This is a genomic window from Brevundimonas sp. Leaf363 (assembly GCF_001424025.1).
Classification (GTDB): Bacteria; Pseudomonadota; Alphaproteobacteria; order Caulobacterales; family Caulobacteraceae; genus Brevundimonas.
On the sequence record NZ_LMPZ01000003.1, the window covers coordinates 178,910 to 192,129 of the forward strand.

Consider the following 13,220-nt stretch of genomic DNA (forward strand, 5'->3'; position numbering starts at 1 on the left):
GGCTAGATGCGGCCATGTCAGAGACGCCCGTCGAATCCCTGTCCGTCGCAGACGCCGAGGCCGAGCTGAGCCGCCTGACGGCCGAATTGGCGCGCCACGACGCCCTGTACCACGGCGACGACGCACCGGAGATTTCCGACGCCGACTACGACGCCCTGAAGCACCGCGCCCTGGCCATCGAGGATCGCTTTCCCGACCTGACCAGCGCGGCCACCCCGTCCCAGGTCGTGGGCAGCCCCGTCTCCAGCCAGTTCGCCGAGGTGCGCCACGGCGTGCCCATGCTATCGCTGGACAACGCCTTTTCGGACGCGGAGGTCGCGGACTTCGAAGCCCGCATCCGCCGCTTCCTGAAGCTGCCCGCCGACGAGCCCCTGGCCTTCACCGCCGAGCCGAAGATCGACGGCCTCAGCGCCTCACTTCGCTACGTCGATGGCGTCTTGATCCAGGGCGCCACCCGCGGCGACGGCAAGACGGGCGAGGACGTCACCGCCAATCTGAAGACCATCGTCGACATCCCCCACCGCCTCTCCGGCTCGGGCTGGCCCAAGGTCATTGAGGTGCGCGGCGAGGTCTACGCCCCCAACGACGCCTTCGACGCCTTCAACGCGGCGGCGGAGGCGGCCGGGACGCGCACCTACGCCAACCCCCGCAACTTCTCGGCCGGCTCGCTGCGCCAGAAGGACCCGACCATCACCGCCCAGCGGCCCCTGCGCTTCTTCGCCTACGCCTGGGGCGAGGTGTCCGAGCCGTTCGCAGACACGCAGTGGGGCGCGCTGGAGGCGCTGAAGGCTTGGGGCTTCACCACCAATCCCCGCTCGACCCGCGTCGAGAACGCCGAAGGGCTGGAGGCGATCTACAACGGCCTGCAAACCGATCGCGCGGGCCTCGGCTATGACATCGACGGCGTGGTCTACAAGGTCGACCGCCTGGACTGGCAGGCCCGCCTCGGCTTCGTCTCCCGCACCCCGCGCTGGGCCATCGCCCACAAATTCCCGGCCCAGCAGGCCCAGACGGTCCTCGAGGGCATCGACATCCAGGTCGGCCGCACCGGCTCCCTGACCCCCGTCGCGCGCCTGCATCCGGTGACGGTCGGCGGCGTCGTGGTCCGCAACGCCACCCTGCACAACGAGGACGAGATCGCTCGCAAGGACGTCCGCATCGGCGACACCGTCATCCTGCAGCGCGCGGGCGACGTCATTCCCCAGATCCTCGGGGTCGTTCTGGAAAAACGCCCGGCGAGCGCCGCGCCCTACGTCTTCCCGACCCACTGCCCCATCTGCGGCTCCGAGGCCGTGCGCGAAGGCGACGAGGTCAGGCGCCGCTGCACGGGGGGGTTGATCTGCAACGCCCAGCTGGTCGAGCGGCTGAAGCATTTCGTCGGACGCCGCGCCTTTGACATCGAGGGCCTGGGCGAGAAGCAGCTGGTCGCCTTCCACGAGCGCGGCTGGCTGAACGAACCCGCCGACATCTTCCGTCTGGCGCGCGATGCCGAGAAGCTGGACCAGCTGCGGGCCGAGGACGGCTATGGCGAGACCAGTGTGCGGAACCTGATCGCCGGCATCGACAACCGGCGCACCATCGCGCTCGACCGCCTGATCTTCGGCTTGGGCATCCGCGAGATCGGCGAGCAGACGTCGTTGCTGCTGTCGCGACACTTCGGCTCGTGGAGCGCCTTCTACGAAGCGGGCAAAGCGGCCGCCGGGGGCGTCCCCTCCCCCGACTGGACCCGCCTGGCCGAGGGCCACGGCGTCTCGCCCCGCACGCTCTCCGTGCTGGCCGCGGCCGAGCCAACTGCCGACGATCCCTGGCCCGACGCGCCCCTCGACCAGAAGCTGGCCTTCGCCTTCCCGGGCGTCGCCGCGCCCGCGCGCCGCGCCCTGGCCGAGATCGCCCCCGACTGGGCCGCCATCCGCCGCCTGTCCGAGATCGCCCGCGTTGAAGGCCCTTCCGCCACCCTCGGCGAAATCGGCGGCATCGCCGGCGTCGGCCCTGTCGCCGCCCGCGCCATCGCCGAGTTCTTCCACGAGCCCCACAACCGCGCCGTCGTCGACGCCCTGGTCGCCGAGTTGACCACGATCGAGGACGCCGAACGCCCCCAGGCGAACAGCCCTGTCTCGGGCAAGACCGTCGTCTTCACCGGCGCCCTGGAACGCTTCACCCGCGACGAAGCCAAGGCCCGCGCCGAAAGCCTGGGCGCCAAGGTCTCCGGCTCGGTGTCGAAGAAGACCGACTACCTCGTCGCCGGTCCCGGCGCGGGCTCGAAGCTGGCCGATGCCCAGAAGCACGGCGTGACGGTCCTCAGCGAAGACGACTGGCTGGCGCTGATCGGCAACTAATTTCCTCCCCATTCGCGAATGCGGATGGGGAGGTGGCGCGCGCAGCGCGACGGAGGGGCTGTTTAAGCACAGCGCTTGTCGCAGCCCCTCCACCACTTCGTGGTCCCCCTCCCCATCGAGAATGGGGAGGAAAGCGACTATCGGTTCAGCGCCGCCTGCGCTGCGGGGGCGTACCGGTGCCCGGTCGCGGCGCCCTTGGGGAAGATCGCCTCGATCCGCGCCACATCCTCGTCGGTCAGCACGATCTCGGTCGCCGCGACATTCTCCTCCAGCGTCCGCACGCGGCGGGTGCCGGGGATGGGGACCAGGTTGTCGGACTGGCGCAGCACCCAGGCCAAAGCAAGCTGCGCCGCCGTCACGCCCTTGTCGGCGGCGATGGCCTTCACCGCCTCGACCAGGTCCAGGTTCTTCTGGAAGTTCTCGCCCTGAAAGCGCGGGATCATCCGGCGGCTGTCGTCCGGCCCCAGGTCGTCGATCGAGCGGATGTCGCCCGACAGGAAGCCGCGCCCCAGTGGGCTGTAAGGCACGAAGCCGACGCCGAGATCTTCGCACAGGCCGAACAGCTCGTCCTCCGGCTCGCGGCTCCACAGCGAATACTCGGTCTGCAGCGCCGTGATTGGATGGGTCGCATGGGCTCGCCGCAGGGTCTCGGGCGCGGCTTCCGACAGGCCCAGGAACCGGACCTTGCCCTCGGTCACCAGCTCCGCCATCGCCCCCACCGTCTCCTCGATCGGCGTCGCCGGGTCGGTGCGGTGCAGGTAGTAGAGATCGACGTGATCCATCCCGAGCCGGCTCAAGCTGCCCTCGATGGCGCGGCGGATGTTGGCGGGTGTGCCGTCGGTCAGCATGGAGCCGTCGGCCAGCCGGTTGATGCCGAACTTGGTGGCGACGAAGGCCTGGTCCCGCCGGTCCTTCAGCGCCTTGCCGACCAGCAGCTCGTTGGTGTGCGGCCCATAGACCTCGGCCGTGTCGAAGAAGGTCACGCCCAGGTCCAGCGCCCGGTGGATGACCCCGAGCGAGGTCGCCTCGTCCGACCCGCCGTAGAAGGCGCTCATCCCCATACAGCCCAGGCCGATAGCCGAAACCTGCGGACCGGCGCGGCCCAGCGTGCGCGTCTTCATGGGGCGATCTCCTGCGATGGGGGTGACCCTCCGCAGGTGGCGCTTCACAGGCTCACGTCAAGGGCGCGCACTGGGCTTCCAGCCAGCCTCGCACGGTCGCATCCAGCAACGGCCCGACCTTGGCCAGGACCTCGGCGTGGTAGGCGTCCATGTAGGCGCGCTCGTCGGGGGTCAGCAGGGCGACGTCGATCAGGCGGCGGTCGATGGGCGCGAGGGTCAGGGTCTCGAAGCCCAGCATCGGCCGCTCGCCGCCGGGGATCGGCTCGGCCGGAGTGACCACCTGCAGGTTCTCGATGCGGATGCCCCAGTGCCCCTCGCGGTAGTAGCCGGGCTCGTTCGACAGGATCATGCCGGGCAGCAGGGCTTGGCTGTTCGGCGCCTTGGAGATGCGCGCCGGCCCCTCGTGGACGCCCAGATAGCTGCCGACGCCGTGCCCGGTGCCGTGGTCGTAATCCAGCCCCGCCATCCACATCGGCAGGCGCGCCAGGGCGTCGATCTGCGGCCCGGTCGTGCCCGCCGGAAAGCGCACGGTCGCCATAGCGATATGGCCCTTCAGGACCAGGGTGAACATCCGCTTCTGGTCCGCCGTTGGCTCGCCGATGGCCATGGTGCGGGTCACGTCCGTGGTGCCGTCCAGATACTGGCCCCCGCCGTCTACGAGCAGCAGTGAGCCCTTCTCGATCCGCCGCAGGGTCCGCGTCACCGGCTTGTAGTGCGGCAGGGCGCCGTTCGGTCCGGCGCCGGCGATGGTGTCGAAGCTGAGGTCCTTCAGGGCGCCCGTCGCCTCGCGGAACCGCTCCAGCGCCTCGGCCACCGCCCGCTCGTCCGGCAGGGTGGTCTGCGCCACCGTATCGACCCAGTGCAGGAACCGCGTCAGGGCCGCGCCGTCGCGGATGTGCGCCTGCCGCGAGCCCTCGATCTCCACAGCGTTCTTGGTCGCGCGCGGCACGGTGCAGGGGTCCTGCGCCCGCACCACGGTCGCGCCGGCGGCGGCCAGCTGATCGAAATACCAGGCCGAGGACTGACCGGGATCGACCAGCACCTTGCGCCCCGACAGCGACGCCAGCGCGGGCTCCAGCTGCTCCGGCCCCTCGATGAGGACCTGGTCGCCCAGCCACGCGGGCAGTTCGTTCGACACCTTGGCCGGGTCGATGAACAGCCGCGTCCCGCCGTCGGCCGCGACGATGGCCTGACCCAGTGGCAGCGGCGTGCGGATCACGTCGCCGCCGCGGATGTTCAGCAGCCAGGCCAGCGACGCCGGCGCCGTGATCACCGCCGCATCGGCGCCCGCCCCGGCGATCGCCGCGCCGATACGGGCCCGCTTGGCGGAAGCCGCTTCGCCGGCATAGCGATCCTCATGCGGGACCACCGTCGCCTGCGGCTGGCTCGGGCGATCATCCCAGGCCTGATCCAGCGGATTGGCGTCGACCGCCTTCAGGCTGGCGCCCGCCTTGGCTGCCGCGCGGGACAGGACCGCCAAAGCGTCGGGGCTGTGCAGCCGCGCGTCGTAGCCGATGACCGCACCTCTGGGCGCCTGCTCCAGATAGGCCGGCACCCCGCCCTCGACGAGGTCCAGGATCTCGAACTGGCCGGGGTCGACCTGGGCCCGTACCTGCACGGTGTAGCGGCCATCGGCGAACACCGCCGCCCGGTCTTTCAGCACCACCGCCGCCCCCGCCGAGCCGGAGAAGCCGGTCAGCCAGGCCAGGCGCTCGTTCGCCTCGGGCAGGTATTCGTTCTGGTGCTCGTCCTCGTGCGGCACGAGGAAGCCGTCCAGGCCCTGCTCGGCCATGCGCGCCCGCACCAGCGGCAGATGATGGGCGCCGAACGACGGATCGGTGGTCTCTTCGAAGGACTGTCTCATGGCCCCGATCTAAGCCGCGCGACCGCCTCCGGCTAGAGGCTCTAGGGCTGCGGCGTGGTCGGCGTCACGACGGCCGGCGCCGGGGTCGAGACGGGCGCGCTCGGCGAAGGGGCGGGCGTGCTGAGTGCAGTAACGGCGCGGGCTTCCTCGGCGCGGGCTTCAGCGGCGGCGCGAGCGGCCTCGGCCTGGGCGCGAGCGGCGTCGGAGCGCGCGATATCCACGGTCTGCGCATTGCTGGTCATCTGGGCCTGAAGCGCCAGACGATCGGCATCCGCCCGGGCCTGCGCGGCCTCCGTTTCGGCGACCGACTGCGCCTGCAGATCCGTGGTCGTCGTCTCGGCCGGGCGTGTCGCCAACAGCCAGATCACCGCCAGGAGGATCAGCGCCGCCAGACCGCCGGCGATCCACCAACCCAAGTTTGACGAATCATGACGCACGACGACGGTCTCGACCGTGTCCACCTGGCCAGGCTGGGTTTCGATCACCGTGCGGCGCTCAACGGCGGGGTCGAAGTCGCTCATGGTCCGTCTCCTGTTGCGGCGTCGGAACGGCGCGCCAGCGTGACGGTTCCACCGTTAACCCACCCTGCGCAGCGTCAGGGCGCTCCAGGCGTCGTGGTGGATGCGGTGCTCCAGCTTGAAGCCGCGCGCCAGATAGGCGGCGGTGACGCGCCGCTCCTGGGTCCGCAGCAGGCCCGACAGGATGGCCACCCCGTCCAGCTTGAGCGCCATCTTGATGTCCTGCGCCAGGGCTACCAGGGGCGGCGCCAGGATGTTGGCGAACACCAGGTCGTAGGGCCCTTGCGAGCGCACCGAGGTAGCGTTCAGGCCGGAGGCGTAGACGAACCGGGCATGGGCCTGGTTCAGCATGGCGTTCTCGTTGGCGATGCGGACTGAGGGCGCGTCGATGTCGGTGCCGATGGCGACGCGGCTGCCGGTCTTGGCCGCCGCGATGGCCAAGACGCCCGTGCCGCAGCCGACGTCCAGCACGCGCTCGAACTGCTCGCGCTTCAGCAGGCGGTCGTAGGCTTCCAGGCAGCCGACGGTCGTGCCGTGATGACCCGTGCCGAAGGCGGCGCCCGCATCGATCTTCAGCTTCACGGCGTTGACCGGCGCCCGGCCGCCGTCATGCGCGCCGTAGACGAAGAAGCGGCCGGCGCGCACCGGCGGCAGGCCCGACAGCGACATGGCCAGCCAGTCGGCATCGGCCAGATCCTCGACGACCACCTTCAGGTCGCCACCCGCGTTCAGGCGCGCCTGAACGCCGTCGGCTTCCTCAGCCGAGGTCGGGAAGGCGTCGATGCGCCAGATGCCGCGATCCTCGTCTTCCTCGAGGATGGAATAGGTGGCGCCTTCCAGCAGGGGGTCGGCGTCCAGACGGGCGGCGCCGGCCTCGGCGGCCGCGCGCGTTCCGTGTGCGATTATTTGAAGGGCGGACTCGGACATTTCCTAAACGCCGTTATCATGCCGAATCGTGGCCCGGCCCGAGCCGGCGCGCATCTGCATCAACATAGGGGTCGGGCAAACCATGGCCAAAACACCTTCCACCAAATCAGCGGCCCCGAAGGCCGCCGCCGCTTCCAAGCCGAAACCGGCGGCAAAGTCGAGCGCTCCGAAGACGGCCGCCGCGCCGAAGCCGGCCGCCGCCGCCAAGCCGAAGGCCGCTCCGGCCGCCAAGACCGCGCCCAAGGCGGCTGCGAAGCCCGCCGCCAAGCCGGCTGTCAAGGCTGCGCCCAAGGTCGCGACCAAGTCCGCCGTCGCTCCCAAGGCTGCAAAGCCGGCCGCCGCACCGAAGGCCGCCGCGCCCAAGTCCGTGAAGTCCGCGGCTGTCGCCAAGCCGAAGACGGCGACCGCCAAGCCCGCGCCGAAAGCCACGGCCCCCAAGACCCGCCCCGCCGCCGCCAAGCCCGCGACCGCGCCGAAGCCAGCCGCTGCTGCAGCCCCGGCTCCGAAGCCCGCCGCCTCGCCGGCTCCGACACCCGCTCCCACAGCGGCTCCGACGCCGGCCCCGGCCGCTACCCCGTCGGCCACGCCCCCCGCTACGCCTCCGAAGCCGGCCGCCGCTCCCGCCAAGAAGGGCTTCTTCGCCACGCTCGGCGACGCCATCTTCGGCAAGCGCTGATCACTCCGCGCTGAAATAGAAAGGGCCGGACGGGATCGCCCCGTCCGGCCCTTTTTCTTTGTCCGCCGGGGAAAGCCTCAGGCTTCCGGCAGGTCCTCGGCCAGGATGGCCATCTCGAACATGAAGGAGCCGGGCTCGTCCTCGTCTTCGAAGACGACGCCGATGAACTCGTCACCGACATAGACCTCGGCCGAGTCGTTCTGCTTGGGGCGGGCCTTCAGGATGATGCCGCCGGTGTTGAAGGTGCGCTTCAGGTGGCTTTCGACGCGCTTGATGTCGGTGTCTTTCACGGCCGGGGCCTCCGTGTGAATTGCAGGTGAATGCGAGGCGGCGGACCCTAGAGAAGCGGCCCCGCGAAAGAAACCCTCAGATGACGAAGTCGTAGACCACGTCGGCCAGAGTGTGATCCATCGTCCGCGCCGGCTCGGCGCCCGTGGGGCAGTTGACCAGCCGCGCCGGCACGCCGGCCACGGTGCAACCCGACGGCACGGGCTTCAGCACTACCGAGCCGGACGCCACCTTGGCGTAGTCGCCGATCTCGATATTGCCCAGCACCTTGGCGCCGGCGCCCAGCAGCACGCCCTTGCCGATCTTGGGGTGACGGTCGCCGCGCTCGGCCCCGGTGCCGCCCAGGGTCACGCCGTGCAGCATGGAGACGTCGTCCCCCACCACCGCCGTCTCGCCGATGACGATGCCCGTGCCGTGGTCGAAGAACAGCCCCTTGCCCAGGGTCGCCCCCGGATGGATGTCGATCTGGAACAGCTCGGAGATGCGGCTCTGGAAATGAAAGGCCAGCGTCTCGCGCCCCTGCGTCCACAGCCAGTGCGCCACCCGCGACGCCTGCAGCGCCTGGAAGCCTTTGAAGTAGAGGAACGGCTGCAGCAGCGACCGGATCGCCGGATCGCGCTCGGCCACGGCCCTCAGGTCCGCCTCGGCCGCCGCCACAATGCCCTTGTCCGACCAGTAGGCGAAGGCGCAGACCTCGCGCACGCTCATGGGCGCCAGTTCGCTGTCGCCGATCTTGCGCGCGATCTGGAAGCTGAGCGAGTTGGCCAGGTCGATGTGGGACAGCACGGTCGCATTCATCACCGAGGCCAGGTGCGGCTCACTGCGCGCCGCGTCCTCGGCGGAGGCGCGCAGCTGCGACCACACGCTGTCCTGCGACGCGACGACTTCAAGCTTGGTCATCACCGGCTCCATCGGCCCATCATACCCGCGTCAGCATAGCCTGCGCCAGTGATGCGGGCAGCAGCCCCTCGCGGGCCATATGGTAGGCGCGAAGTCCTGTCGCCACCGTAAACGCGTCGCGGATCGCCCCGCGACCGATCTCGTCGATCAGGGCCATGAAGTGCACGCGCACCGAGGCGATGACCTCCGTCGGGTCCGGCGCCGTCTCGGTCGGGCTCAGGTCCCACGCCAGCCATGCCACCGCCCGCTCGTCCGTGACCGAGTTGGACAGCTCCATCCGCAGCACCTCGACCCACGTCGCGGCAACTAGTCCCGCCTCTTCCGCCAGCTCCCTCTGCGCCCCCGCCAGCGGGTCCTCGCCGTAAGGCGCGCCGCCCTCGGGCATCTCCCAGGAATAGTTCATCAGGGCGAACCGCTGCTGGCCCACCAGGATCACGGTCCCGTCGGCGTGCAGCGGCAGCACCCCGGCCGCCAGATTCTTAGGCCGCATGACGGTGTAGTCCGCGTTCGCCCCCGTCGGCGCGATGGCCTTGTGCCGCGTCAGGCTGAGCCACGGGTTCTCGAACGTGACCTCGCTAGTCTCGGTGCGCCAAGCGGGCGGGCGGTCCGACCCGTCATCCCAGGCCGGAAGCGGCCGGTCGGCATCGAACCAGTCGCGGGAGTCAGCCGACGATTTCGGGGGCGATTTGGACATGCGCCGGGTATGGCGCAGACGGCCCGCGCCGCCTAGCTAGGGCGCATGACCGACTATCCTCTCGGCGCACCCCTCCCCGCCCCGCTTGTCTCGGAAGAGATGCAGCATCGCCTGGCCGTCCGCCGCTCGGCGCCGGCCCAGGACCTGAGAACCCCCGGCCCCGACGAGGCGCAGATCGCCGCCATCCTGAAGCTCGGCGCCCGCTCGCCCGACCACGCCAAGATGACCCCCTGGCGGTTCGTCGTGCTGGGCCCGCAAAGCCGCGCGAACATCGCCGAACAACTGGCCGCCCTGGTCAAGACGAAGAATCTGTCGCCTAAGGCTGCCGCCGTCCTGGCCAAGCTGACCGCCGCGCCGGTCAGCATCCTGGTGATCTCCACCGCCGCGCCCGGCCTGAAGCCCGTCTGGGAGCAACAGCTCTCGGCCGGCGCCGTCTGCATGAACCTCGAGCACGCCGCCTCGGCCTTCGGCTTCTGGTCCAGCTGGATCACCGACTGGTACAGCTACGACGCCGAAGCCGCCGCCCTGTTCGGCGTGACGGCTGGCGAAACGATCGCCGGCTTCATCCACATCGGCTCGTTGAATGAACCGGCGCTGGAACGCGACCGGCCGGATCTGGCGAAACTGACCACCATCCTGCCTTAGGGCTTGGTCCACTCCATCAGCATGAACCAGGGCGCGCGGTTGTAATGCGTTTGCCGCATCGGGTCGCCGCCATGCGCGCGCGGCTCGTCGAAATGGGTCAGCCGCAGGCCCTGCTCCAGCAGCAACGTCATGTAGGTGCTCAGCGGCCGGTGCCAGTTCTGGATGCGGATGCCCTTCCAGGCGATCCAGCCGACCTTCTCTTCAAGATAATGGTCCATCGCATGGGCCCGGCGGCCGTCCACCAGCGTCGCCCAGCCCAGCTCGTTGGCGTCGGCGGCCGAGTTGTAACCCGCCAGATTGGCGATCAGCAGCGTCCCGCCGGGCGCCAGCACCCGCGCCATCTCGGCGATGGCTGCACCCGCATCGGGAATGTCGATCAGCGACAGATAGCTGACCACCAAATCGAACGACCCGTCCGCGAATCCCAACGCCTCCGCCGCCTCGACGCGGTAGTCGCCGCCCGGGTCCATCGCCCGCGCGTGATCGATCAAAGCCGGGGCCGGATCGATGCCCACGGCCTCGACGCCCTCGGCCTTCAGCATCCGGCAGAACCGCCCCTCGCCGCAGCCGACATCCAGCGCACGCCTGAAACGTCCACGCCGCACACGCGCCAGCATCGGCGCATCCATCACCCACTGCCGCCCGAAGTCGCCGCTGTCGCCCTGCGACGCAATCCACGCCTGCGCCGACTCTTCCCACCCATCGCTCATCGCGGCTCCTCCTCCGGCCGGTGCACCAGCGAGACCAGCACCACCGAAATGATCATCAGCAGGAACCAGGCGCCCAGCTTGCTTAGCGAAACCATCTCCCACGCGCCCTCCTGCCCCGGATAGGTCCAGGCGCGGGCGAAGGTGCCCAGATTCTCGGCGAACCAGATGAACAGCGCCACTAGCCCGTAGCCGACCAGCAGCGGCATCGACCGCCGCGTCCGGTCCGCCGTGAAGTAGAACCAGCCCGATCCGAACACCGCTCCCGTCGCCAGGAACAGCGCCGAGCGCGCGTCGGGCAGCCAGTGGTGAGCGAAGAAGTTCACATAGATCGCCGCCGCCAGAAGCCACGTCGCCCATAGCGGCGGATAGCCCCGCACCTTGATGTGGAAGATGCGCTGAACCCGCGCGATGTAGCTGCCGACCGCCGCATACATGAAGCCCGAGAACAGCGGCACGGCGCCGATCCTGAGCACGCTGTCCTCGGGATAGGCCCACGATCCGTGCGCGGTCTTGAACAGCTCCATGATCGTCCCGGCGATGTGGAACACGAGGATGACCCGCGCCTCGGACCAGCTCTCCAGCCGAAACGCCAGCATTCCGGCCTGGACCGCCAGTGCGCCCACAACCAGGAAGTCGTAGCGCGACACAGGCGCGCCGTCGGGCCACAGCAAAAAGGTGCCGACGATCAGAATCAGCATCAGCCCGCCGAACAGGCACGCCCATCCCTGCTTCAGCCCGAACCACAGAAACTCATAGAGATAGCCGCGCCAGCGCGACCGATCGGCCCACGCCTGCGCGTCCGTCAGGAGCCGCCGGCCCCAGGCCTCGAGAGGAAGACGCTGCGTCATGGCGCACAGGCTAGTCCGCTTGCAGTAGCGCCGACTAGGGCTGCGGCGGCGTGCCCGGTGCGTGACGCCGCAAGCCGTGTTAATGCGCCGCGTGATGCTGTCTCTGCCCCTGAGCATGATCCGTCGTCTGCGGCTGGCCTGCCTGCTGTTGCTGACGCTGGCCGCGATGGTGCCGGCGCTGGGGGCTCACGCCTGCGTGGACGCCGGTTGCGCCACCGTCGCCCTCGCGTCGGGCGCTACGGTCGATGAAGCGAAGCAGCCGTGCGCCGACTGCGGCCAGGCCTGCGCCAATGGATGCTGTCATGCGCCGCATCCAGCGACCGCGCCGGACGTGTCGATGATCCAGACCGTGTCGACCTTCACGGTGCCCCTGTCGTGGAGCCACTCGATCGCTCCTCCGCTGGCCGACGCCGCCGGCCCGCGTCGCCCTCCCCGCATCTGATCCTCGCTGGGCGTGAGACGCCCGGACTTTCGCCGAACGCGTCGCCTTTCACGAGCGCGCGCCCTGCTGACTGGACCGGCCGCGCGCCGGTTTGAGGATCCTCCATGACATCGCAGAGATACTGGCTGACGACCGGCGCCGCCGTCGTCGCCGCATTAGGCGTCGGCTTCGGAACCGCTCACCTTTTGAGACCGCCTGCCGCCGACAGTCACGTCGAAGCAGGCCATGAAGACATCGACCCCGAAGGCGGCGTCGTCGCCCTGACGCCCGATCAGGCCGCAGCGGCCGGCGTCTCCATCGTCGCCCTGCAACGCGGCGGCGGCGCGGAGCTGAAACTGCCCGGCCGGGTCGCCTTTGCTCCGGGCGCAGAGGCCTCGGTCGACGCCCCCTTGGCCGGGGCTGTGGCGCGGGTCCACGTCGGCCTGGGCGACAGGGTCGCCGCGGGGTCGCCCCTCGCCACTCTGCGCAGTCCCGACGGCGCCGCGTCGCGGGCAGAGGCCGACGCCGCTTCGGCTCAGGCCGACGCCGCACGCGCCGCCGAGCGCCGCGACCGCACCCTGTTCGCCCAGGGCTGGGTCTCGCAGGCGCGTCTTGACGTGACGGCGGCCGAGGCGAGGCGCGCCGAGGCCGACCTGCGCGCCGCGCGCGCCCGCGTCGGCGCCTATGGCTCGCCCGGCTCGAATGGCCTGACCGTCGTGCGTAGCCCGATCGCCGGCGTCGTCACCCGCGTCAGCGCTGCGCCGGGCCAGGTGCTGCATGAGGAGGCTCTTCAGGTCGCCGCCGTCTCCGACCCGCGCCGCGTCGAACTGGTGTTCGAAGCCCCGCCGGCGGCCGCCGCCCTGCTCAGCATCGGCGATACGCTGGAAAGCTCGATCGCCGGCGCCGGCGCCGTCTCGGGCGTCGTCGTCGCCATCGCCCCGGCCAACGAGGCCGGCGTCGTCATCGTTCGCGCTCGCCCGACCGGCGCCGTGCCTCCTGCCGGCTCGGTCGTCTCGGCCCGGATCACCGCCTCGGCCGGTCGCGGGGCCATCGTCGTACCGCTGGACGCTGTCCAGACACTGGAGGGCGTGCCGTCGGTCTTTGTCGCAGAGGCCGGCGGCTTCCGCGCCCGTCCCGTCGTCACCGGCCGCACCCTGGCCGGCCGCATCGAGATCGTCTCGGGCCTGACCGGGTCCGAACGCATCGCCGGCGCCGGCGCCTTCCTGCTCAAGGCCGAACTGGCCAAGGGCGAAGCGGAGCATGGGCACTGAT

General features: G+C 70.3%; 14 protein-coding genes. 4 read left to right on the forward strand and 10 right to left on the reverse strand.

The genetic code is table 11. The features are described 5' to 3' along the window. Positions 1 to 14 precede the first annotated feature (14 nt). Positions 15 to 2,336 carry an NAD-dependent DNA ligase LigA gene (ligA, locus tag ASG17_RS11760; protein ID WP_056103884.1) on the forward strand — a complete coding sequence of 774 codons (2,322 nt, stop codon included), beginning with the start codon at positions 15 to 17 and terminating at the stop codon, positions 2,334 to 2,336. 137 nt (positions 2,337 to 2,473) lie between these two features. On the opposite strand, the gene ASG17_RS11765 is transcribed toward ligA, so the two are convergent. From ASG17_RS11765 to ASG17_RS11800, 8 genes are all read right to left on the reverse strand, one after another. Further along, entirely contained in the window at positions 2,474 to 3,457 is a 984-nt protein-coding gene (locus ASG17_RS11765) for an aldo/keto reductase (RefSeq protein ID WP_056103887.1), read from the reverse strand. 52 nt (positions 3,458 to 3,509) lie between these two features. Further along, positions 3,510 to 5,321, reverse strand: a complete 1,812-nt coding sequence (locus ASG17_RS11770; protein WP_056103890.1) for an aminopeptidase P family protein — start codon at positions 5,319 to 5,321, stop codon at positions 3,510 to 3,512. 41 nt (positions 5,322 to 5,362) lie between these two features. After that, positions 5,363 to 5,842 (reverse strand): hypothetical protein, encoded by a 480-nt coding sequence (locus tag ASG17_RS11775; RefSeq protein ID WP_056103893.1) that lies wholly within the window; start codon positions 5,840 to 5,842, stop codon positions 5,363 to 5,365. 54 nt (positions 5,843 to 5,896) lie between these two features. Then, positions 5,897 to 6,766, reverse strand: coding sequence for a 50S ribosomal protein L11 methyltransferase (locus tag ASG17_RS11780; protein WP_056103896.1), 870 nt, complete (start codon positions 6,764 to 6,766; stop codon positions 5,897 to 5,899). 3 nt (positions 6,767 to 6,769) lie between these two features. Then, complete coding sequence (locus tag ASG17_RS11785) at positions 6,770 to 7,435, reverse strand: hypothetical protein (protein ID WP_156367849.1); 666 nt, start codon at positions 7,433 to 7,435, stop codon at positions 6,770 to 6,772. Between the two features lie 84 nt (positions 7,436 to 7,519). Continuing rightward, positions 7,520 to 7,732: a DUF3126 family protein gene (locus ASG17_RS11790; protein WP_056103902.1), complete on the reverse strand. Its 213-nt coding sequence runs from the start codon at positions 7,730 to 7,732 to the stop codon at positions 7,520 to 7,522. 76 nt (positions 7,733 to 7,808) lie between these two features. After that, complete coding sequence (gene cysE, locus ASG17_RS11795) at positions 7,809 to 8,630, reverse strand: serine O-acetyltransferase (RefSeq protein WP_056104369.1); 822 nt, start codon at positions 8,628 to 8,630, stop codon at positions 7,809 to 7,811. A 19-nt stretch (positions 8,631 to 8,649) separates the two neighbouring features. After that, positions 8,650 to 9,324: an NUDIX hydrolase gene (locus ASG17_RS11800; RefSeq protein WP_056103905.1), complete on the reverse strand. Its 675-nt coding sequence runs from the start codon at positions 9,322 to 9,324 to the stop codon at positions 8,650 to 8,652. A gap of 45 nt (positions 9,325 to 9,369) precedes the next feature. Here ASG17_RS11800 and ASG17_RS11805 point away from each other — a divergent pair, with 45 nt between their 5' ends. Next, complete coding sequence (locus ASG17_RS11805) at positions 9,370 to 9,969, forward strand: nitroreductase family protein (protein ID WP_056103908.1); 600 nt, start codon at positions 9,370 to 9,372, stop codon at positions 9,967 to 9,969. Here the strand turns inward: ASG17_RS11805 and ASG17_RS11810 are convergent. Next, positions 9,966 to 10,679, reverse strand: a complete 714-nt coding sequence (locus ASG17_RS11810) for a class I SAM-dependent methyltransferase (protein ID WP_056103910.1) — start codon at positions 10,677 to 10,679, stop codon at positions 9,966 to 9,968. The two genes, ASG17_RS11805 and ASG17_RS11810, sit on opposite strands and share 4 nt — an antisense overlap. Continuing rightward, positions 10,676 to 11,527 (reverse strand): DUF817 domain-containing protein, encoded by an 852-nt coding sequence (locus ASG17_RS11815; RefSeq protein WP_056103913.1) that lies wholly within the window; start codon positions 11,525 to 11,527, stop codon positions 10,676 to 10,678. The genes ASG17_RS11810 and ASG17_RS11815 overlap by 4 nt, the downstream gene beginning before the upstream one ends. A 94-nt stretch (positions 11,528 to 11,621) precedes the next feature. On the opposite strand from ASG17_RS11815, the gene ASG17_RS11820 reads away from it, so the two are divergent. Both ASG17_RS11820 and ASG17_RS11825 read left to right on the forward strand, forming a co-directional pair. Further along, positions 11,622 to 11,969: a hypothetical protein gene (locus tag ASG17_RS11820; RefSeq protein WP_156367850.1), complete on the forward strand. Its 348-nt coding sequence runs from the start codon at positions 11,622 to 11,624 to the stop codon at positions 11,967 to 11,969. A gap of 104 nt (positions 11,970 to 12,073) precedes the next feature. Further along, positions 12,074 to 13,219 (forward strand): efflux RND transporter periplasmic adaptor subunit, encoded by a 1,146-nt coding sequence (locus ASG17_RS11825; RefSeq protein ID WP_056103919.1) that lies wholly within the window; start codon positions 12,074 to 12,076, stop codon positions 13,217 to 13,219. Position 13,220 lies beyond the last annotated feature (1 nt).